This window comes from Catenulispora sp. GAS73, from assembly GCF_041262085.1.
In the GTDB taxonomy this organism is placed as follows: domain Bacteria; phylum Actinomycetota; class Actinomycetes; order Streptomycetales; family Catenulisporaceae; genus Catenulispora.
The window spans coordinates 77,550-97,493 of record NZ_JBGCCM010000041.1 but is presented as its reverse complement, the minus strand read 5'-3'; the positions used below and the strand labels follow the sequence as shown (position 1 = coordinate 97,493).

Below are 19,944 nucleotides of genomic sequence, written 5' to 3'. Positions count from 1 at the left end.
TCGCTGAGCGGGGACAAGCGGTTCCCACCGCGACAGCCGGGCGTCAACATGCTGCCTCTCCACCACGCTTGACCTCGGCGCGATACTGCTATCCATGGAGCCCGCTCGCTTGGGACCGCTACACCGCGACCTGGCCCATGCGGTGCGCATGGGGCCCTTCTCCGCGACGCTGCATCTGGCCATCGAGGCCAGCGGGCTGACGCTCGATCAGGTGCGCGCGGAGCTCGCCTCCCGTGGGGCGTTCGTGTCGATGGCGACGTTGAGTTACTGGCGGCGGGGGCTGAGTCGGCCGGAGCGGCCGGAGTCGTTGAACGCCGTGCGGTTGCTGGAGGAGGTTCTGGGGCTCTCGGCCGGTGCGCTGAGCGGGCAGCTGGGGCCACGGCGGCCGCGGGGGCGGGCGGCGGTGCGGCGGGAGTCAGGGCTCGACGTCGTCGACGCGTGGGGCGCGCACCGCGAGTACGACGACCTGCTGCGTGGCCTGGATCCCGCCGGGCGCCTGGAGCTCACGCGCCTGTCCACGCTCGACCGCTACAGCCTCGGGGCGGATCGGCGGGAGCAGTCGCTGTCGACGTGCCAGGTCGTGCGCGCCGAGGCCGACGACCTGAGCCGTATGACAGTGCTCTACCGCACCTACGACCCGCCCTCGCCGTCGCCGGTCCTGACCGCGCTGCACGGCTGCCGCGTCGGGCGCGTGCGCATCGCCGCCGACAGCGGCTTCGTCGCCGCCGAGCTGCTCTTCGACCGGGTGCTGCGCCGGGGCGACACCGCCGTCGTGGACTACGAGCTCACCGGCCTGTCCCCGACGCCGCCCACCGAGACCGACTTCTACCAGCGCTTCTTCCCTTACGCCACCGCGATGTACGTCCTGCGCGTCCAGTTCGACCCCGCGAGGGTCCCGGCGCGCTGCGTGCGGTACGAGCGGCGCACGGAAGCCGCGCCCGACCAGGGCGTCCGCGAAGTCTGGGTCGGCGCGACCGGCCAGGCCCACGTCATGGCGACCGACGTCCCGCCGGGCGTCGTCGGCCTGCGCTGGGACTGGGGAGCGGGCCTGAACGACGCACCGTCGATACGTCGTGCAGACCCGTCCGGTCAGTGACCTCCGGTCCTGTCCCGCAGCAGGGCGGCTCCGCAGTGCCCTGAGACAGGAGCCGTCAGGGCGAATCAGAATCCATACACGGTGTCTCCAAACGTCGTCGTGCCCGAACCGCCGCCGGAATCGGTGGCGGTGACGGTCACCTGGTAGGTGCCCGCCGTCGTGGGGGTGCCGGAGATGTCGCCGGACGAGCTGATGCTCAGCCCCGGCGGCAGGCCCTTGGCGCTGAAGGTCAGCGGCAGGTTCTTGCTGTCCGAGGCCCGGATCTGCAGGTCCGGGGACTGGAATCCGACGAACCCGAACTGGTCGCCCGGATTGGACACCGTGACGGTCCCGCCGCCCCCGGAGCCCTTGACGGTCAGCGAGTACGTCGCCGAATGCGTCGTGCTCCCCGCGGTTCCGGTCACGGTCACCGAGTACGTCCCGCTCGGCGTGGAGGCCGAGGTGCTGATCGTCAGCGTCGAGTTGCTGCCGGCGCTGACCGACGCCGGGCTGAAGCTCGCCGAGGCGCCCGACGGCAGGCCCGACGCGGACAGCTGCACCGTCACCGCCGAACCGGCTGTGACCTTCGTCCCGACCGTGGCCGTGGCCGACGAGCCCGCGTTCACCGACCCCGACGTCGGGCTCAGCGACACCGAGAAGTCGTTGCTCGGCGGCGGCGGAGTGCTGCCCGAGGCGAAGCCGGCGACGCCGTTCGGCGTCCCGACACCGGTCGGACCGTCCCAGCCGGTGCCCGCGTTGCAGATCACCGTGCCGCACGAACCGTTGCTGCCGGAGGTGACGTCGTTGAACTTCGCCTCGTTGGCGTACACGTACGACACGCCGTTGTCGCCGGAGGCCGGAGCCCCGGCCTGCGCCCACATCGCCGAGATCAGCGGCGTGGCCAGCGACGTGCCACCGTACTCCAGCCAGCCGGACTGGCCGTACGTGTCATAGACCGCCAGGCCGGTGTTCGGGTCCGCGTCGGCCGAGACGTCGGCGCTGGCGCGGTTGTCGCAGTCGGTCGTGACGTTCTGCTGGTACGCCGGCTTGGCGAACAGCGACGAGCAGCCCGAGCCGCCGCTGCTCCACACCGACTCCGACCAACCGCGCGAACTCGAAGCCTTGCTCAGCGAGGTCCCGCCGACGGCCACCACGCTCGGGAAGGTCGCCGGGAACTGGGCGTTGGACCCGGACTGGGTCCCGTTGTCACCGGTCGCCGCCGCGATCATCACGCCGGGGTGGTTGTAGTGCGAGTCCAGACCGGTGCTGAAGTTGCTCTCGGCGTCGGAGTAGCTGTTCGACACGAACTTCGCCCCGAGCTTCACCGCCTCGTCGACGGCGGCCCCCAGATCGGTGTCGTTGTTGGAGTTCGCCTCCACCAGCAGCACATGGCACCCGGGGCACGCGGCGCTGACGGCGTCCAGGTCCAGCGTGATCTCCACACTCCACCCGGAGTCCCCGGTGGGGTAGTTGCCGCCGCCGCTCTGGTCCACCTTCGTGAAGCACCCGTTCGCCGTGGTGCACGCCGGCAGGCCCCACTGCGCGCGGTACGTCCCCAGGTCGCTCTCGGCGTTGGGGTCGTCGTAGGCGTCGACGATGGCGACCGTCTGCCCACTGCCCGGGTTGTTCCCCAGGTTGTACGCGGACTGGATGTCACCGGGCCCGAAGCCGGTCGGAGCCGCCGGCCGCGCCCCGGGCCGCGCCCCACCGCGTACCAGCTGAAGCGCATTGCAATGCGCATGCCCGGCAGGCGCGCTGGTACAGGCGGCGGGAACGATCCGCGGGGCCGAAGCCGCTTCGGCCGGCGCCACATAAGCCATGGCCACGGCGGTGGATACGGCCGACAGCAAGGCGCCGGCCACGAGTATCCGCCTCATGTGTTCTCCTCTCGCACCCCGCCGGCCGCGTTGTTCGCAGCCTGATTCCGGGGGTTGAGAGGGAGTGTGGAGAAGGGTGGGGACGGCTGATAGACCGGTTCACAGTGCCTCTGGCGGGCGGTTTCAATTCCTTGAATTGAGATTGAAAACGGGTCCCGCCGTCACGACGCCTGCCGCGCAGCGCGCTCCCGCACCAGCTCCTCAACGGCGCTCGGCAGCGTGGTCTCGAAGTCGATCAGCTTCACCCACGTGGGGGTCACCACGATCCGCACCATCCCGTCGTAGAGCGAGCGCACCTCGGCCTCCCACTCGACGCGCTGCTCGGGCGTCATCTCGTAGCTGCCGTTCATCTGCAGGTACTCCTCGGGGATGCCGTCAACGACGTCCAGCTCGACGCTCCCGCGGATCAGCAGGATCTTCGGCGGGTGCGACTCGGTGTCGATGGTCAGCGCCACCTGCGGATTCCGGCGCAGCGAGGGCAGCTTCGGGGCGTTCTTCGTCGTGCACATCACGATCTGCGACCCGTTCCAGGTGAACGCGATCGGCACGTTGCGCGGCGTGCCGTCCTTGGCGACGTAGGCCAGGCGGGTCAGGTCGCGGGCCAGCAGCTCCTGGCTGAGCGGACGGCTCAGGATCTCGGTGATCTCGTGCTGCTCCATGGTCTTGCACTCCTCTGTGCCGATGTTCCGCTGTCGTCGAGCCGGCCGGTCGGCTGCTCGCATCCCGGGGACGGAGCCGACAGGCCGGTCTCGACAACAAACGACAACAGGCGGGGAGAAGTTTTCTAGATCTTTTCGGCCCAGTTCCGCTTGAGGAAGGCGCCAGTGGCGTCCAGGGCCTCGTTCGCCTCGTCGAGCATCACGGCGAAGCTCTGGAAGACGTGCGGGACCTCTGGCCAGACCTGCAGCTCGACCCGCACGTCGTGCTCGGCGGCGCGCGCGGCCAGCCGGACCGCGTCGTCGAGCAGGATCTCGTGCGAGCCGACCTGAATGAGCAGCGGCGGCAGACCGCTGAGGTCGGCGAAGATCGGGCTGGCCAGCGGCGTGGCGCGGTCGCGGTCGCCGAGGTAGTCCTGGGCCCGGACATGCAGCGCCCGAGGCGTGAGGGCCGGGTCGAGCGCAGCCTTGCTGGTCACGCTCGCGCCCGACGCCGACAGGTCGGCCCACGGAGAGAACACCGCCGCCGAGGCGGGCAGCGGCAGGCCGGCGTCCCTGGCCGCCACCAGCGTGGCCGCGACCAGCCCGCCGCCCGCCGACTCGCCGACGAACGCGATGCGCTCGGCCGGGACGCCGGAGTCGAGCAGACCGCGGTAGGCGGCCAGGGCGTCATCGAGGGCTGCCGGGAACTGATGCTCTGGAGCGAGCCGGTAGTCGACGGACACGGCCCGCGCCCCGGCGCGGCGCGCGACGTCCGCCGCCAGGCCGACCAACTCGCCCGCGGTTCCCACCGCGTACGCGCCGCCGTGCAGGTAGAGGATCACAGCGCTCGGATCGAGGTCCGGCGTCTCGACGATCACCACCGGCACGCCGCCGAGCTCGTCCTGCCTGGTTGAGACGTCCTCGGGCAGGGGGACGGACGTCATCATCTCGTGGAAGATCGCGCGCTGTTCGGCGACGTCGCCGCCGAGGTCGAGGGGGCCGTGCCGCAGGAGTTCGTCGAGGGCTTGGCGCTGTTGCTGGGTCATATTAAACGGACGATATCTTCCACTTAGCCGCGCGTCAACGTCCTGCCGATGAACGCCGGTGAACGCCGGTGAACGCCGGTGAACTCGGTGAACGTTCTGACAGACCGGCCCGATAGCCTGGCGCCGCTGCCGCGACCGCCGAGAGGGGGAGGTCCCCACGCCCAGACGACAAGCGTTCACCAACTCATCCGGTGTCAAAGCCGTCCTCGGCGCGGCCGCGGACGCCGAAGCCGTCATCGACGAGATGCACGCGGGCGAAGAACGCCGCCACCAAGACGTGCGCGAGGCCTATCAGGCCTCGCACGCGGTCGCCGTCCTCGGTCGCCTCCGCGCCATACCGATCGAGCGCCTCAGAGACGTCACCGGCGCCCGCCTGCCGGTCACGAAGCTGGAGGAGGCAGGCTACAAGTCAATCGCGGACCTGCTGGAAGCGACGCCGGAGCAGCTGCAACACGTGCCGGGGATCGGAGCCAAGGGCGCCGAGCGCACCGTGGACGCCGCCCGCCGGATCTCCGACGCCGCGATGTCCAACACCCACGTCACCGCCGACATGGACCTGCGGGTCAACGACGCCGCCGCGCTGCTGGCCGCGCTCTACCGGGTCCAGACCGCCGACCGGGTGCTGGTCAAGGTCCGCGAGCCGGCCAAGCGCATCGGCGGGGCGCTGTCGACGCTGGCGACCGCCGCCAAGCCGCTGAGCAGCCGGATGCGCCGCGCCCTGACCGGCCGCACGCGCCGGGAGCAGGCGCAGGACGCCGTCGATCGGCTGGCCGGGCTGCTCGCCGACCCGCAGACGAACCAGGACCTGGACCGGATCCGGGCGGCGAACGAGAAGCTGCGCGGGGTGAAGCCGCCGCGGCGCAGTACCGTCCGCACCGACTTCGAGAAGCGCTCCGCCGACTACTTCAGCACCCTGAGCCGCATCGCCGGCGCCCGGGTGAACGGTGAGGCGGCGCGCGGGTTCCTGCCGACCAGCCTGGCCGACCGGATCGCCGTGCAGAAGCTGGACGAGACGCATCTGCGCGTCTCGCTGCGGGCCTACCAGGCGTTCGGGGCCCGGTTCGTGCTGGCCCAGGAGCGCGTCGTGATCGGCGACGAGATGGGCTGCGGCAAGACCGTCGAGGCGATAGCCGCGCTGGCGCATCTGCGGGCCGAGGGGGCCAAGCACTTCCTGGTGGTCGTGCCCGCCAGCGTGCTGATCAACTGGCTGCGGGAGGTGCGTTCGCACAGCGCGCTGCGTCCCTTCCGGCTGCACGGACCGGATCAGGAAGCTGCGAAACGCGCCTGGCTGTCCGGCGGCGGCGTCGGCGTCACCACGTTCGAAGCCCTTCCCAATCTGGATCTGCCGCCCCGGACGAAGATCTCGATGCTCGTCGTCGACGAGGCGCACTACGTGAAGAACCCCAACACGCTGCGTTCGCAGGCCGTGCGGGCCTGGACGGATCGCGTGGACCGCGTCCTGTTCCTGACCGGCACGCCGATGGAGAACCGCGTCGAGGAGTTCCGCAACCTGGTCGGCTACCTCCAGCCTGAGCTGGTCGGATCGGTCGGCGAGATCGACGCGGTCGCCGGATCGGAGGCGTTCCGCAAGGCCGTCGCCCCGGCCTACCTGCGCCGGAACCAGGAGGACGTGCTCTCCGAACTGCCCGAGATGGTGCAGATCGAGGAGTGGGAGGAGTTCGGCGCCGAAGAGGAGGCGATCTACCGGGACGCCGTCGCCGCGCGGAACTTCATGGCGATGCGCCGGGCCGCTTATGCCTCGGGCGACGCGGGCACGTCGGCGAAGCTGCGGCGCCTGGTGGAGATCGTTGACGAAGCCGAGGCGAACGGCCGGAAAGTGGTCGTCTTCTCGTACTTCCGCGATGTCCTGGACACCGTGTGCCGCGCCCTCGGCGACCGCGCAATCGGGCCGCTCACCGGCTCCATGCAGCCGCAACAACGGCAGGAGTTGGTCGACGAATTCAGCGCTGCCAAACGGCACGCCGTGCTGGTCAGCCAGATCCAGGCCGGCGGCGTCGGGCTCAACATGCAGGCCGCGTCCGTGGTCATCCTGTGCGAGCCGCAAGTGAAGCCCACCCTGGAGACCCAGGCGATCGCGCGGGCTCACCGCATGGGCCAGATCCGCCGGGTCCAGGTGCACCGACTGCTGGTCGCCGACAGCGTCGACCAGCGGATGCTGGAGATCCTGGACGCCAAGTCAGGGCTCTTCGACGCCTACGCGCGGCGCAGCGAGACGGCCGAGACGATGCCGGAGGCCAAGGACCTGTCGGACGCCACGACCCGGGGACGCCTCATCGACGCCGAGCAGAAGCGGCTCGGGCTGACGGAGGCTAAGTAGCCGACTTCTCTGCTGACTTCCTAGCCGACTTCAGGGCAGGCCGGCTGGCTTCGCCTGCCGACGCGGCGAGGGACCCAGAACCAAACCCCACATGGTCCTTCGGACCTCCTCACCGCGCCGCGAGTCGCGCTGGTCCGTCGCCACTCGCAGTTGGCAAAGCATCTTTTCTCGCCGGAATCGCGCCTGTCCGACGCATCGAGCAGAAGCTCCGCTTTTTAGCCGCCTCCGTCTGTCACAGATCACCTCCGGCCGGCGTCTCATGGCGTCAACGACCCACTGGAGGACCCCATGACCATCCGCGTTCCCCGAGCCGACCTGCCGGCCGAGCTCCAGGAAGCCCTCATCGCGCAGCTCGGCTCGGTGCCCGAGCCGCTGGCGGCGATCCACAACAATCCCGCCGTGGCGGCGGCCAATCAGGACTTCACCGCGAAGCTCGGGACCTGGGACGCCGTTGACGGCGGCCTGAAGACCTTTGCCCACATGGCGGTCGCGGCGCAGGTCGGTTGTAGCTGGTGCCTGGACATCAACTACTTCCTGGCCGTCAGCCGGGACCTGGACGCCACCAAGGCGAGTCAGGTGCCGCGCTGGCGGGAGTCGGATGTCTTCTCCCCGCTGGAGTGCGACGTCCTGGAGTACGCCGAGGCCATGACCGCTACGCCGACCACCGTCACCGACGAGTTGGCGGCGCGCCTGCTGGACCAGCTCGGTGCCGCCGGCCTGGTCGAGCTGACCGCCTACATCGGCTTCGCCAACATGGCCGGCCGGGTGAACACCGCGCACGGCATCACCTCGCAGGGCTACTCCGAGTCCTGCGACATCCCGCTGGCCGGCGTCCGTAAAGTGAGTTAGATGAACGGCGACGTGGTGGACTTCCAGCAGATCGACCGCACGCAGGTCGCAGCCGTCGGCGGCAAAGGCGCCGCCTTGGGGGAGCTGTCGCGCGTCGACGGCGTCCCCGTCCCGGGCGGCTTCTGCGTCACCACGGACGCCTACCGGCGGGTCCTGGCCTCGGCGCCGTCGCTCGACGGCCTCAACAGCCTCGACGGCCGCCTCGACCGGCTCTCCCGCCTGAAACCCGACGACCGCGAGGCGATCGGCGCCCTGAGCGCGGAAGTCCGCCAGATCATCGAGGGCATCGCGCTGCCCGACGATCTGGTGGCGTCGATCGCCGCGGCGCTCGCCACCCACGGGGAGGGCGCCGCCTATGCAGTCCGGTCGAGTGCGACGGCGGAGGACCTGCCGACGGCGTCCTTCGCCGGTCAGCAGGACTCGTATCTCAATGTCGTGGGAGTGACGGCCGTGCTGCGACACGTCAGCCGGTGCTGGGCGTCGCTGTTCACCGAGCGGGCCGTGACCTACCGGCTGCAGAACGGCTTCGACCACCAGAAGGTCCACATGGCTGTGGTCGTGCAGCGCATGGTCTTCCCGCAGGCGGCTGGGATTCTGTTCACGGCCGACCCCGTCACCGGGAACCGGAAGGTCGCTTCCGTGGAGGCCGTGTTCGGCCTTGGCGAAGCGCTTGTCTCCGGGCTGGTCAACGCTGACATCTACAAGGTGCGCGATGGCGCGATCGTGGAGAAGACCATTGTGGCGAAGCCGGCGCTACCCGACGCGCAGGTGGTGCATCTGGTCGAGCTGGGACGACGGATCGAAGCCCACTTCGGCCGTCCCCAGGACATCGAGTGGTGCTGGTCCGAGGGCGGGTTCCAGATCGTCCAGAGCCGGCCGATCACGACGCTGTTCCCCGTCCCCGACGTCGGCGACCACGAGAACCACGTCTACGTGTCCGTCGGCCACCCGCAGATGATGACCGACCCGATGAAGCCGCTCGGGCTCTCGATGTGGCGGCTGACGACGCGCCGGCCCATGCTCGAAGCCGCAGGCAGGTTGTTTGTCGATGTCACGCGGGAGCTGTCGTCGCCGACGCGGCGTGCGGCGCTGGTGAAGGTCATGGGGCAGGGTGATCCGCTGACCGGGGACGCGTTGCAGAGCGTCATCGATCGCGGCGACTTCATCCCGACGGTTCCTGATCCGGCACCCGCCGAGACGTCGAGCAGCAGCGCGCCGGCCCCGCGCGCGCCGATCGAGACCGATCCGGCCACCGTCGCCGAGCTGATCGAACGCAGCGAGGCCTCGATCGCGACGCTGAAGCAGGACATCGCCACGAAGACCGGACCGGAACTGCTCGACTTCATCCAGACCGACATCGGTGAGTTGCAGCGCATCCTGTTCGATCCGCGCAGTACTCAGGTCTTCATGACGGCGATGGACGCCACCGCGTGGCTCAACGAGCACATGCAGACCTGGCTCGGCGAGACGAATGTGGCCGACACACTCGCGCAGTCCGTGTCCGACAACGTCACGTCGGAGATGGGCCTGGCGCTGCTGGACGTCGCGGATGTGATCCGTCCGTATCCGGACGTCGTGCCGTTCCTGGCGAAGGTTGAGGACGACGGCTTCTTGGACGAGCTGCCGGCGGTCGTCGGCGGACGCGAAGCGCAAGAGGCCATCCGCGCCTTCCTCGACAAGTACGGAATGCGCTGCGCCGGCGAGATCGACATCACCCGACCGCGATGGAGCGAGCAGCCGACGATGCTCCTGCCGACCATCCTCAGCAACGTCAGGAACTTCGAGCCCGGCGCCGGAGAGCAGCGGTTCGAGCAAGGGCGGCTGGAGGCTGTCGCGAAAGAGCGGGAACTGCTTGAGCGATTGCGTCTGCTGCCCGACGGTGAACAGAAGGCTGACGAGACCAAGCAGAAGATCGATCGGGTCCGAACGTTCATCGGGTACCGCGAGTATCCGAAGTACGGGATGGTCAGCCGCTATTTCGTCTACAAACCAGCGCTGCTGGAGGAAGCCGAACGCCTTGTTGCCGCTGGGGTGATCGGTGAGAAGGAAGACATTTTCTATCTCACGTTCCAGGAGCTCGGGGCGGTCGTGCGCACGCAGCGGGCCGATGCCCAGTTGATTCGTCGGCGTAGGGAGGCGTTCAGGTCGTACCAGTCGCTGACGCCGCCGCGGGTGCTCACGTCGGATGGTGAAGCGGTCTCCGGGTCCTACCGTCGTACCGGGCTTCCGGATGGCGCGCTGGTGGGATTGCCTGTTTCCAGTGGCACTGTCGAGGGACGAGCGCGGGTCGTCGTCGATATGGCGCGGGCCGATCTGGAAGCCGACGACATTCTCGTCACCGCGTACACAGATCCCAGTTGGACGCCTCTTTTCGTGACGATCAAGGGCCTGGTGACGGAGGTCGGGGGCCTGATGACACACGGCGCTGTGGTCGCGCGAGAGTACGGCCTGCCAGCGGTCGTCGGGGTAGAGAACGCCACTCGGCTGATCAGGGACGGACAGCGGATCCGTGTGAATGGAACGGACGGGTACATCGAGATTCTGGATGAGGCCGGCGATCAGACCGAAGAGCGGGCCGACGACATCGCTGCTCGGCTCGGCCTGGTGCCGTTGCCGGCCGAGGGCGGCCGGTTCCGGAGTACGTGGTCGGGTCCGGTGGACGCGAGCGGACGTCCGGCCGGTACGGCGATTCTGATGCTGCTGTCCAACGACCCCGATGGGTTCTCGGCGATGCACCGGCTGCCCATCGACGAGGTCTGGCACTTCTACCGTGGCGACACGATGGAGCTGTTGCTGCTGCACCCCGACGGCCAGGCTGAGGTGCGGCTGCTCGGTGGCGGTGAGCTGGTGCAGACGGTCGTGCCGGCCGGATGCTGGATGGGCGCTCGCGTCGCGGGGGACGGGGCGTGGTCGCTGATCGGGACGACGATGGCGCCCGGCTTCATCCCGGCCGACTATGAGGGCGGCGATGTCGAGGAGTTGTGTCGGCGCTATCCCGAGCGTGAGGGCATGATCAGGGCTCTGTGTCGGGCCGATGCTCCGAGTCGCATGCCTGATTCGATGCCTGATTCGGTGCCGGATTCGCTCGACGAGCGCGAGTCGCCCGGCGAGAGCGCGGCGGCCACCCGATGACCCGAATCGACCCCGGTCTGCCAGACCTGACCGGCACCACCGCGCTCGTCACCGGCGCCAGCGGCGGTATCGGCGCCGGTATCGCGAGCCGGTTCGCCGCCGCCGGGGCCGCCGTCGTGCTGCACCACGGCCGCAACCGCGACGCCGCCGAAGTCCTGGTCGACGGCCTACGCGCTCAGGGCGCCGAGGCGCTGGTCCTGGGCGCCGACCTCACCGTCGAGACCGCGTGCCACGACCTCGTCGAGCGGGCCGCCGCCTGGCACGGACGGCTCGACATCCTGGTGAACAACGCCGGCGTCCAACCGGTCCTGCCGCTGGAGCAGATGACGGCCGACCACTGGCGCAAGGTGATGGACGCCAACGTCATCAGTGCCCTGAGCTGCACGCAGGCCGCCGCGCGCGTCATGGCGGCCGGCGCCTCGATCACCCACATCGCCTCGATCGAGGGCAGCCAGCCCGCCGCCGGCCATGCTCACTACAGCGCCTCCAAAGCGGCGCTGATCATGTTCGCGCGCTCCGCAGCCCTCGAATACGGACCGCGCGGGATCCGTGTCAACACCGTCTCCCCGGGCCTGATCCACAACGCCGGCATCGAGCAGGCCTGGCCCTCCGGCGTGTCCCGCTGGCACGCCGCCGCGCCACTGCACCGCCTCGGCCGCCCCGAGGACGTCGGCGACGCCTGCGTCTTCCTGGCCTCGCCGATGGCGTCCTGGATCACCGGGCAGGACCTCGTCGTCGACGGCGGGGTGAGCGCGCGGCCGACGTGGTGAAGGCGTGTGTACGCTTCGGGCGCGTCGTCGCGGTCTAGAACCCGGCGAAGCGCGGCGCTCCCGGCTCCGGTGCGAGTCTGGTCGCCCGGGCGGTGAAGCTGATGGCGTGGTACCAGCCGCAGAGCATCAGCAGGTCGAGGAGCTGTTCGTGGCTGAACTCGGCGTCGAGGCGGGTCCACAGCGCGTCGTCGATGTCGTTGGCGTCGTGCAGGGCGTCGGCGGTGTCGATGAGGAGGCGGTCGCGCTCGTCGGTCCAGCACGCGTCGGTGCTGGAGCCGTGCGTCAGGGAGCTGATCTGCGCGTCTGTCAGGTCGGCGCGCACCGCGAACCGCGCAACGTGCACGCCCCATTCGTACTCGCAGCCGCACCGCGCGCACGTCCGGTCGATGACGATCTCCCGATCACGCAGGCTCAGGCTGAGTTTCCGGCTGAGTTGGTAGGCGCCCCAGCCGTTCAGCGCCTCCGAGAGCGGGAGGTGGTGGGCGAAGGTGCGGAACAGGGCGATGGGTTCCTCGTCGCCGGGCATCATGCGCCGCAGGATCGCGGCCGCCGGGTCGGGGTAGGGCGCTGTCAGGGGTGGGATCCGGGTGGCCATGGCGGTGGGCTCCTCCCTCGCGAGTGCTTTGATTATCGAAGCGCTGTGGGCAGAGTAGCGTTTCTGTTTCCGAAGCACCACACCAGAGATCGGGACCGCGGATGCCGACGAAGCCAGACCGGGAACCGGCACCAGACCAGGAACCGGCACCAGACCAGGAACCGGCACCAGACCAGGAGCCGGCACCAGACCAGGAGCCGAAGCCAGACCAGGAGCCGCCGAGCCCCCGCCCCCACCATCCCGTCCGAGGCTCGACCACCGGCCGCCCCCTCATGGCAGCCCTCGACCTCTTCGGCCGCCGCTGGATCCTGCGCGTCCTCTGGGAGCTGCGCGACGGTCCGCTCGGCTTCCGCCCGCTCCAGCACCGCTGCGACGCCATGTCCTCCAGCGTCCTCCAGCAGCGGCTCACCGAGCTCCAGGAGGCGCTGCTCGTCGATCGCGACGCAGCCGGCGCCTACCAGCTGACCGCGCTCGGTCGAGAGGTCTTCGACGAGTTGCGGGGCCTGGTGGGGTGGGCCGACCGTTGGGCCGACGAGCTGGATCGCGTGGCGCGCGATCGGTAGGAGGTGGGCCGAACATGACCGCGCGTCGGTCCGAGTCCGGTCCTCACCCGCTGCCCCACCCCGTCACCGCACCAGAAAGCCCCAGGTCACCGCACAGACCTGGGGCGAGGTGTCGTATCCTCAGGCCTGTGTGATCTGCCCGTTCGCGACGGTGATGTTGATCGGGGCCAGGGCCTGGGTCGCGGGGCCGTTCGCCACTGAGCCGTCGGCGATGTGGTAGCGGCTGCCGTGGCAGGGGCAGGCGATCAGGCCGTTCTCGACGGCGGAGACGGTGCAGCCCATGTGCGTGCAGACCGCGGTGAAGGCCTTGTAGGTCCCCGCGGTGGGCTGGGTCAGGACGATCTTCTGGTCCGTCAGGATGGTGCCGCCGCCGACCGGGACGGCCGAGGTGGGCGCGAGGGCTGCGGCCGCGCCGGTGGACGTGGACGCGCCGGAGGTAGTGGACGACGCGGCGGATCCGCTGCTAGAGCTCGCGGATCCGGCCGACGACGTGCTGCTGCCGGCGGCGGACGACGTGCTGCCGGTGCCGGTGCCGGAGGCGGCGGGGCTGCTTTTCGAGGACGAGCAGGCCGCGCACAACGCGCCGGCGGCCACCACGATGCCGCCGAGCAGGGCCCGGCGGCGGGTGCCGTCGGGGTGCGAGAGGCACGCGGGCTCGTCCGGCGATGGGGGCTGGGGCGTGACGGGTTCAGTCTGAGCGGTGGCGAGATCAACGGTTGTCATCGTCGGGATCGTCTCCTGTGTCTGTGGCGTCTGCGTTGGCAAGTTCTGTACCGACACGTTCGGCGAGTACCGTTCGGTTCAAGGGATCCCCGGACCGCCGGCCGCCGCGCGGTCCGATCGGCTCAGGGACGCTGCCCCCAGGCGTAGATGGTGATCGTCCGGAGTTCCAGGAACGTCGGGTCGTCCAACTGTGCCACCAGGCGGTCCATCTCCTCCATGGTGAGCAGCCCGCGCTCCACGAGATACACGCAGTGCTGCCGGGTGTTCACCAGCGAGAAGCGGTCGTAGGCGCTGCCGTCGCCGACGTTGTTCGCCATCATCCGCGTGCCGATCGTCCGCAGCCCCTCCTGTCCCATCCGCGACGGCATCGTCGGCGCCCACGCCATGTCCGACCCCTGAGCCTGGTACAGCTTCGCCATGCCGCTGAGGAACCGTCGCCTGAGCTCATAGGTGGAGAACTCCTCGGGAAAGCTGAACAGGTCGCCGATGACCAGCCACCCGCCCGGCGCCAGCCAGCGCACCGCGTCGGCCAGGACTTCGTTGCGGTTCGGGAGGTGGCAGAACGTCAGGCGCGCGTGGATGAGGTCGAACGAGCCCGGCTCGAAGCTCATCGCACCGATATCGCCCTCCAGCACGCGCAGGTTGGGACGGTTCAGGTCGTTCAGGTAGCGCGCGTCGATGTCTACGGCGGTGACAGAACCCTGAGCGCACTCGTCGGCGAGCCAGTTCGCGACCGACCCCGCCCCGGCCCCGATCTCCAGGCAGCGCCAGCCCGGCTGGACGCCGATCTTCGAGATCACTTCACGGGTCTCAGGGTCTATCCAGTCTTGGAGCAGGTGGATCCGTTCGTACTCGGTGGGGGTGTCCTTGCTCAGGACGCCGGTTGAATAGTCGGCGGCCAGCACCACGTCATTCCCCATTGTTCCCCTCCATGCCCGGAATCAGGGTTGCGATGCGGGATCGTAAGAGCATTGATTGAAGGCCGACAACCTCTGTCCACTACCGGGAGAACCCCATTTTCGTGCTGTCTGCGACGACGCCGTCCGGCAGCGTTGAGGTTCGCTTTCCCGCTGGTCATGCCTACCGTTCGGTAGTATCGCGGGACGCCGCGGTCGCCAAAGCTCGCCGAGCACCACGACGCCAACCGCTGGCTCAGTGACATGACGGCGCCGACGGCACGACCGGCGAGGTACGGCTGGCCGAGCGGCAGCGTTCCGGACGCGGGCAGCTGCTGGTTCTGGACGCGCCAGACTCACCGGACGCGGCGCTGGGGCGCTGGTTCGGGCCGGCTGATCCCCTCGCTATGTGAGGCAGGTGATGCTTACAGGCGCCGATGCGTTGCCGCCGATCCCATCGGCAGACCATGACACGGAGACGCTGCCTTCTTCGGACCTGCCCGGGTTCTCGGTCGTCGTGGCACGCTGCGATGAGTTGCTCTTCAGCGTTATCGGCCTTGCGACGACGGTGCCGCCGTCCGCGAGATGCCAGGTGTAGTTGATGACCACGAAGCCGCTCGGCACATCCCCGACCGAGAACACAACCACATAGGTGGCAGTGCACTGTCCCGGCGGGTCGCTGGCCACGGTGACCTGGACGGTGATTTTGGGCGGCGGCGGCGATGAAGAACTCGTCGAAGGCGTGGTCGGCGTCGAACTACTGGAGCTCGTCGACGGACTGCTCTTCGAGGCCGAGCTCGGCGACGTCGGGGAACTGTGCGACGGCAGGCTCGCCGCCGACGAGGGCGAGCTGGAGCTCGAACTCGGCAGGGAGCTGAAACCCGGGCTGGACGACGAGCTGGAACTGGAACTGGAACTCGACGAGCTTGATGAACTCGATGAGCTCGACGAACTGGAGCTGCTGAGCGTCGGGGCGGCGCCCGAGTCGTTGCTGGTCGGCGTGCCGGTCGGCGGGGTCGCGGTCGGCGTGAACACCACCGACGTCCCGGTCGGCGGGTCGGACCGGTGCTTGGTCTTGTTGCCGCCGGCGACAGCTACCGCCGCGATGAGCAGGATGAGCGCCAGCGCGCCGGCGGCGAAGGCGCTCATCTTGACCTTGTCCGGCAGGCGGCGGCGGGGTGCGTGCCAGTCGTCCTCGGTCCAGTAGCCGTCGGGGTCGGAGCCGCCGGGGCCGCCTTCGTGCGGCGGGTCCTGGCTCTCGGGGGCCGGGTTCAGGCCCAGCGAGTTCAGCCCGCCCGCGCCACCGCCGCCTCCGCCGGCGGCCGGGGCGAGCAGCCCCAGCAGCGGCCAGAGCACGAGGACGATCTCCTGCCGTCCGCGCTCCTCCCACTCCACGCCGTAGACGTCGGTCGCCGCGCGCTCGATCTCCGCGACGAACGACCACACGTCCTGCGGCCGCTCGGAGGGGTCCTTCGCCAGGCCGTGCGCGATCAGCTGCTGTACCTCGGCGGGGACCTCGGCCAACGGGATCGGCGCGGTGCGGTGCTTCTCCTGCAGTTCGTAGACCGTGTCGGCGGAGTAGGGGACCCGTCCGGTCAGGCACTCGAAGAACGAGGCGGTGACCGCGTAGATGTCCGTCACCGGCTGGGCCGGCGCTCCGTCCCACTGCTCCGGCGCCATGTACGCGGGGGTGCCGACGCCGGCCGGGGTCGTGGCGTCCGGGTCCGGCTCGGTGACCGGGCTCGGCTCGGCGCGCTCGGCGACGCCGAAGTCCGCCAGCTTGCTGAGGCCGTAGGCGTTGAGCAGGACGTTCGACGGCTTGTAGTCGCGGTGGACGATGCCCATCTCGTGCGCGGCGCCCAGGCCCAGCAGCGAGCCGCGCATCACGGACAGCGCCGCCTCCGGCATCATCGGGCCGGTCTCGTGCAGCACCCGGTACAGCGTCGGCCCGGCGACCATCTCCATCACCATCGCCGAGCCGAATTCGGACTCGACGTACTCGAAGAGCTGGACGACGTTCGGGTGCCGCATCTCGGCCAGGAGCGCGGCCTCGGCGCGGAAGCGCTCGACGAACTCGGGGTCCTCGACGTACCGCGCAGCCAGATACTTGATCGCCACTTCGGTGCCGGTCGCGTCCTGGACGGCCGACACCACTCTGCCGGTCGCACCGGCGCCTAGTATCCCGGTTTCCGTGTAGCCGGGAACGGTCCAGCCAGACAACGTGAATCCCCCTGGTTGTTGCCTCATGGCCGCTGATTTTCGAGCGCAGCGTATCAGCGGAATAGAACGTGCTGGCGACGATCTCGCCGCCCGAATCCGGATCGATACGTCGGCCGGATCGTAGCGGTCCGCGAGGCCGGTGACCAGGCTGGACGCGGTGATTGCGGGTTACCTTTCATGCCGCCGCTGTGAGCGTTCCGCAGCGCTCGGTAGCCTCCGCAGGACTACACGCGGCCTCGACGGCCGTCGGCCGCGCCGCCGTCGGTGCCGCCGACACCCCGGTCGCGCCGCCGCCGCCCCGCCGTCGCCACCCGGCAACCCCGGTGCGAACCGGTGCGAAAACCCGCAGACTCCCTTGCCCGACCCTTGTGGCGGCGCAAGGGTCCTGATTCCCTTGACAGCCCTGTGGTCTAGTCCAATTATGTGCCCTGCGGCTCCGGAGCCATCCCCCGTCCGACGTCCTTGGGAGCACACCATGAGCCTGTTCCCCATCAGGCGACGAATACCCCGCCACGCCCCGAGCCGCCGGCCCGGCCCCCGCATGCGCGCGTTGCTGGGCGCGGTGGCCTTGACGGTCGCGGCCCTCGGCGCCGTCTCGGCCGCGGCCGCGCAGCAGGCGCGCGCCGACGGCACGTCCTCGCTGCCCACCTGTCCGTTCTGGACCAACGTCACCCCGCCGCCGCGGACGGACACCCCGTGGGTGCCGCCGTTGCAGACCGCGCAGCCGGTGAACTTCTCCGCTCGGCTCGCCGCCCCCGGCGGTGTCACCGGCACGCTCACCGGTGGCCAGGTCAACATCACCTTCAACCGCGTGGCCGGCGCGCAGGCCTACCGGGTGTGGCGCAACGGCCAGGCCGTCGCGTGGGTCACCGACTGGGGCCAGCCCGCCCTCACCGCGGTCGACACCGCGCCGTGCCAGAACGCCTACTACTCCTTCGAGGCTATGAGCGACCAGAGCGGGTCCGACTCCTCGCTGGGCCAGATGTCGGCGCCCTACCAGCTGGACTCCGACGGCGCGGTGGTGCCGTGGCAGACGCCGGTCGGCAGCACCGTGACGATGATGGTGACGTCCTACAACGATGGCGGGAACACGGCCTCGGGTTACCAAGCCGGGCTCGGCGTTTGTGCGGTCGACCCGCGGGTGATCCCGTGGGGCACGTACTTCACCGTGCCCGGCTACGGCACCTGCTACGCCGCCGACATCGGCACCTGGATCCAGAACGACACCGTCGACGTCTGGCTGCCCGGATCGCAGGCGAACGGCTGGGGCGTGCAGCACCGCACGGTCACCATCATCGCGAACCCGTTCAGCGGACCTACCCCGCCGCCGTCGAGCCCTTCCAGCTCGCCGCCGACCTCCGCACCCAGCAGCTCCGCCGGCGCGTGCACCACGGCGCCGTGGAACTCCGCCACGGCCTACACCGGCGGCGCGACCGTCAGCTACGGCGGCCACACCTGGACCGCGAAGTGGTGGACCCAGGGCGACGTGCCCGGCGCCAACTCCCAGAACGTCTGGACGGACGACGGACCATGCTGAAAGCCATACGGAGAAGCCTGATCGGCGCGGCCACCGGCGCCCTGCTCGTGGGTGGTCTCACCCTGTCTCCGCCAATCGCCTCGGCCGCCTTGGCCGCGCCGGCCGCCGCGACCCCTCTTCCCACCGCGGTCTACTCCAAGACCTCCGACTGGGGCAGCGGCTTCCAGGCGCAGTACGTGATCACGAACCCGATGGCCGTCCCGCTGAACACCTGGTCGCTCCAGTTCAGCCTGCCGGCCACCGAGAAGATCACCAGCATCTGGGGCGGCACCGACACCGTGAGCGGCACCACGCACACTGTCGTCGGGCAGTCCTACGACACCACGATCGCGGCCGGGGCCTCGATCACCATCGGTTTCGACGCCAGCAACTCCGGCACCTACGCGGATCCGTCGGCCTGTCTGCTCAACTCAGACCCCTGTGACGGCAGCGCGGACGTCAAGCCTCCGACAGCGCCGTCCGGACTGACGGTGCTGAGCACCACCTCGACCGCGGCGTCCCTGTCCTGGAACGGGTCCACCGACAACGTCTCGGTCGCCGGGTACGACGTGTATTCGGGCTCGAAGATCGTCGCCACCTCTCCGGGTACCGCGGCGACCGTCACCGGGCTGTCGCCCTCGACGTCGTACTCGTTCACCGTCCGCGCGTACGACGAGGCCGGGAACCTGTCGGGGGCCAGCGGCGCGGTGAGCGCGACGACGCTGGCGAGCACCGGCGGCGGGCACCTGCCCGGCGTCGCCGCGCCGTTCGTCGACATCGGCGCCTGGCCGACGCCGAACCTCACGCAGATCGCCGAGACCACAGGGCTGCGCCAGTTCTCCCTCGGCTTCATCGTCAACGGCACCGCCGCCTGCACTCCCAGCTGGTTCAACGCCTACGCCATGTCCGCCGGCTTCGAGCAGTCGGACATCGCGAGCCTGCGGGCGATCGGCGGCGACGTGAAGCCGTCGTTCGGCGGCGAGGCGGGCACCGAGCTGGCGCAGTCGTGCACCGACGTGCCGTCCCTGACCGCCGCCTACCAGTCGGCGATCACCGCCTACAACCTCACCCAGATCGACTTCGACATCGAGGGCTCCGCGGTCGCCGACCCCGCCTCGATCGACCGTCGTTCCCAGGCGATCGCCGCTCTCCAGCAGAGCGCCGCGGCGGCCGGCAAGACGCTGACCGTCACGCTGACGCTGCCGATCCTGCCCTCCGGCCTCACCTCCGACGGGCTCTACGTCGTGCGGTCGGCGGTCAAGTACGGCGCCAAGATCAGCACGGTGAACGGTATGGCCATGGACTTCGGCGACGTCGAGGCGCCCAACCCCAGCGGCCAGATGGGCAAGTACGCCATCGAAACGGCGCAGTCGCTGTACGGCCAGCTGACGCCGCTGTACCCGTCCCTCACCTCGGCGCAGGTGTGGAACATGATCGGGGTGACGCCGATGATCGGGCAGAACGACAACTCCTCGGAGGTGTTCTACCAGAGCGACATGCAGCAGCTGCTCACGTTCGCGCAGCAGCAGCACCTCGGCGAGCTGGCGTTCTGGGACGTGACGCGGGACGGCAACGCCTGCACCGGGTCGCTGTCGAAGTGCACTGACATCACGCAGACGCCGTACGAGTTCTCCAAGATGATTGCGCCCTACCAGGGCTGATCGCGATCGGCGACTGATACCACGAGGGGCTGCCGGGTCGCCGGC

General features: G+C 69.7%; 15 protein-coding genes and 1 pseudogene. 9 read left to right on the top strand and 7 right to left on the bottom strand.

Going from position 1 to position 19,944, the window contains the following annotated elements; all coding sequences use genetic code 11:
• Positions 1 to 94: 94 nt before the first annotated feature.
• Positions 95 to 1,096, top strand: coding sequence for a hypothetical protein (locus ABH935_RS42455; RefSeq protein WP_370383658.1), 1,002 nt, complete (start codon positions 95 to 97; stop codon positions 1,094 to 1,096).
• A gap of 65 nt (positions 1,097 to 1,161) precedes the next feature.
• Here the strand turns inward: ABH935_RS42455 and ABH935_RS42450 are convergent, their stop codons facing one another.
• The 3 genes from ABH935_RS42450 to ABH935_RS42440 all read right to left on the bottom strand — a co-directional run bounded on the left by ABH935_RS42450 (position 1,162) and on the right by ABH935_RS42440 (position 4,636).
• The gene (locus ABH935_RS42450) at positions 1,162 to 2,952 is read right to left on the bottom strand and encodes a putative Ig domain-containing protein (RefSeq protein WP_370383657.1); all 1,791 of its coding nucleotides are present in this window, start codon (positions 2,950 to 2,952) and stop codon (positions 1,162 to 1,164) included.
• 161 nt (positions 2,953 to 3,113) lie between these two features.
• Positions 3,114 to 3,611, bottom strand: coding sequence for a pyridoxamine 5'-phosphate oxidase family protein (locus ABH935_RS42445; RefSeq protein ID WP_370383656.1), 498 nt, complete (start codon positions 3,609 to 3,611; stop codon positions 3,114 to 3,116).
• A 125-nt stretch (positions 3,612 to 3,736) separates the two neighbouring features.
• Positions 3,737 to 4,636 carry an alpha/beta hydrolase gene (locus ABH935_RS42440; protein WP_370383655.1) on the bottom strand — a complete coding sequence of 300 codons (900 nt, stop codon included), beginning with the start codon at positions 4,634 to 4,636 and terminating at the stop codon, positions 3,737 to 3,739.
• A gap of 244 nt (positions 4,637 to 4,880) precedes the next feature.
• On the opposite strand from ABH935_RS42440, the gene ABH935_RS42435 reads away from it, so the two are divergent.
• The 5 genes and pseudogenes from ABH935_RS42435 to ABH935_RS42415 all read left to right on the top strand — a co-directional run bounded on the left by ABH935_RS42435 (position 4,881) and on the right by ABH935_RS42415 (position 11,725).
• Positions 4,881 to 6,974: a DEAD/DEAH box helicase gene (locus ABH935_RS42435; RefSeq protein ID WP_370383654.1), complete on the top strand. Its 2,094-nt coding sequence runs from the start codon at positions 4,881 to 4,883 to the stop codon at positions 6,972 to 6,974.
• A 288-nt stretch (positions 6,975 to 7,262) separates the two neighbouring features.
• Positions 7,263 to 7,823, top strand: a complete 561-nt coding sequence (locus ABH935_RS42430; RefSeq protein ID WP_370383653.1) for a carboxymuconolactone decarboxylase family protein — start codon at positions 7,263 to 7,265, stop codon at positions 7,821 to 7,823.
• Positions 7,824 to 10,367 (top strand): annotated as a pseudogene (gene rph, locus ABH935_RS42425) (rifamycin-inactivating phosphotransferase); the annotation flags it as partial.
• Complete coding sequence (locus tag ABH935_RS42420) at positions 10,356 to 10,955, top strand: cupin domain-containing protein (RefSeq protein ID WP_370383670.1); 600 nt, start codon at positions 10,356 to 10,358, stop codon at positions 10,953 to 10,955. The pseudogene rph and the gene ABH935_RS42420, both read left to right, overlap by 12 nt.
• Entirely contained in the window at positions 10,952 to 11,725 is a 774-nt protein-coding gene (locus ABH935_RS42415) for an SDR family NAD(P)-dependent oxidoreductase (RefSeq protein ID WP_370383652.1), read from the top strand. The genes ABH935_RS42420 and ABH935_RS42415 overlap by 4 nt, the downstream gene beginning before the upstream one ends.
• A gap of 34 nt (positions 11,726 to 11,759) precedes the next feature.
• Here ABH935_RS42415 and ABH935_RS42410 read toward each other — a convergent pair whose 3' ends face one another.
• The gene (locus ABH935_RS42410; protein WP_370383651.1) at positions 11,760 to 12,320 is read right to left on the bottom strand and encodes a carboxymuconolactone decarboxylase family protein; all 561 of its coding nucleotides are present in this window, start codon (positions 12,318 to 12,320) and stop codon (positions 11,760 to 11,762) included.
• Between the two features lie 272 nt (positions 12,321 to 12,592).
• Here ABH935_RS42410 and ABH935_RS42405 point away from each other — a divergent pair, with 272 nt between their 5' ends.
• Entirely contained in the window at positions 12,593 to 12,883 is a 291-nt protein-coding gene (locus ABH935_RS42405; protein WP_370383650.1) for a winged helix-turn-helix transcriptional regulator, read from the top strand.
• Between the two features lie 120 nt (positions 12,884 to 13,003).
• Here the strand turns inward: ABH935_RS42405 and ABH935_RS42400 are convergent, their stop codons facing one another.
• The 3 genes from ABH935_RS42400 to ABH935_RS42390 all read right to left on the bottom strand — a co-directional run bounded on the left by ABH935_RS42400 (position 13,004) and on the right by ABH935_RS42390 (position 16,749).
• The gene (locus ABH935_RS42400; RefSeq protein WP_370383649.1) at positions 13,004 to 13,606 is read right to left on the bottom strand and encodes a Rieske (2Fe-2S) protein; all 603 of its coding nucleotides are present in this window, start codon (positions 13,604 to 13,606) and stop codon (positions 13,004 to 13,006) included.
• Between the two features lie 122 nt (positions 13,607 to 13,728).
• Positions 13,729 to 14,526, bottom strand: a complete 798-nt coding sequence (locus ABH935_RS42395; protein WP_370383648.1) for a class I SAM-dependent methyltransferase — start codon at positions 14,524 to 14,526, stop codon at positions 13,729 to 13,731.
• Between the two features lie 381 nt (positions 14,527 to 14,907).
• Entirely contained in the window at positions 14,908 to 16,749 is a 1,842-nt protein-coding gene (locus ABH935_RS42390; RefSeq protein ID WP_370383647.1) for a serine/threonine-protein kinase, read from the bottom strand.
• Between the two features lie 448 nt (positions 16,750 to 17,197).
• Between ABH935_RS42390 and ABH935_RS42385 the strand changes: the two genes are divergently transcribed.
• Together ABH935_RS42385 and ABH935_RS42380 are read left to right on the top strand one after the other, a co-directional pair.
• Positions 17,198 to 18,259 carry a 3D domain-containing protein gene (locus tag ABH935_RS42385; RefSeq protein ID WP_370383646.1) on the top strand — a complete coding sequence of 354 codons (1,062 nt, stop codon included), beginning with the start codon at positions 17,198 to 17,200 and terminating at the stop codon, positions 18,257 to 18,259.
• Complete coding sequence (locus ABH935_RS42380) at positions 18,253 to 19,899, top strand: cellulose binding domain-containing protein (RefSeq protein WP_370383645.1); 1,647 nt, start codon at positions 18,253 to 18,255, stop codon at positions 19,897 to 19,899. Before ABH935_RS42385 ends, ABH935_RS42380 begins: the two co-directional genes overlap by 7 nt.
• The last annotated feature ends 45 nt before the right edge of the window (positions 19,900 to 19,944 follow it).

Bases quoted from the DNA above. Each gene is read 5' to 3' on its own strand.
- ABH935_RS42455 (WP_370383658.1), top strand. From the start codon at position 95: ATGGAGCCCGCTCGCTTGGGACCGCTACACCGCGACCTGGCCCATGCG.
- ABH935_RS42450 (WP_370383657.1), bottom strand. From the start codon at position 2,952: ATGAGGCGGATACTCGTGGCCGGCGCCTTGCTGTCGGCCGTATCCACC.
- ABH935_RS42445 (WP_370383656.1), bottom strand. From the start codon at position 3,611: ATGGAGCAGCACGAGATCACCGAGATCCTGAGCCGTCCGCTCAGCCAG.
- ABH935_RS42440 (WP_370383655.1), bottom strand. From the start codon at position 4,636: ATGACCCAGCAACAGCGCCAAGCCCTCGACGAACTCCTGCGGCACGGC.
- ABH935_RS42435 (WP_370383654.1), top strand. From the start codon at position 4,881: ATGCACGCGGGCGAAGAACGCCGCCACCAAGACGTGCGCGAGGCCTAT.
- ABH935_RS42430 (WP_370383653.1), top strand. From the start codon at position 7,263: ATGACCATCCGCGTTCCCCGAGCCGACCTGCCGGCCGAGCTCCAGGAA.
- ABH935_RS42415 (WP_370383652.1), top strand. From the start codon at position 10,952: ATGACCCGAATCGACCCCGGTCTGCCAGACCTGACCGGCACCACCGCG.
- ABH935_RS42410 (WP_370383651.1), bottom strand. From the start codon at position 12,320: ATGGCCACCCGGATCCCACCCCTGACAGCGCCCTACCCCGACCCGGCG.
- ABH935_RS42405 (WP_370383650.1), top strand. From the start codon at position 12,593: ATGGCAGCCCTCGACCTCTTCGGCCGCCGCTGGATCCTGCGCGTCCTC.
- ABH935_RS42400 (WP_370383649.1), bottom strand. From the start codon at position 13,606: ATGACAACCGTTGATCTCGCCACCGCTCAGACTGAACCCGTCACGCCC.
- ABH935_RS42395 (WP_370383648.1), bottom strand. From the start codon at position 14,526: ATGGGGAATGACGTGGTGCTGGCCGCCGACTATTCAACCGGCGTCCTG.
- ABH935_RS42390 (WP_370383647.1), bottom strand. From the start codon at position 16,749: ATGAGGCAACAACCAGGGGGATTCACGTTGTCTGGCTGGACCGTTCCC.
- ABH935_RS42385 (WP_370383646.1), top strand. From the start codon at position 17,198: ATGAGCCTGTTCCCCATCAGGCGACGAATACCCCGCCACGCCCCGAGC.
- ABH935_RS42380 (WP_370383645.1), top strand. From the start codon at position 18,253: ATGCTGAAAGCCATACGGAGAAGCCTGATCGGCGCGGCCACCGGCGCC.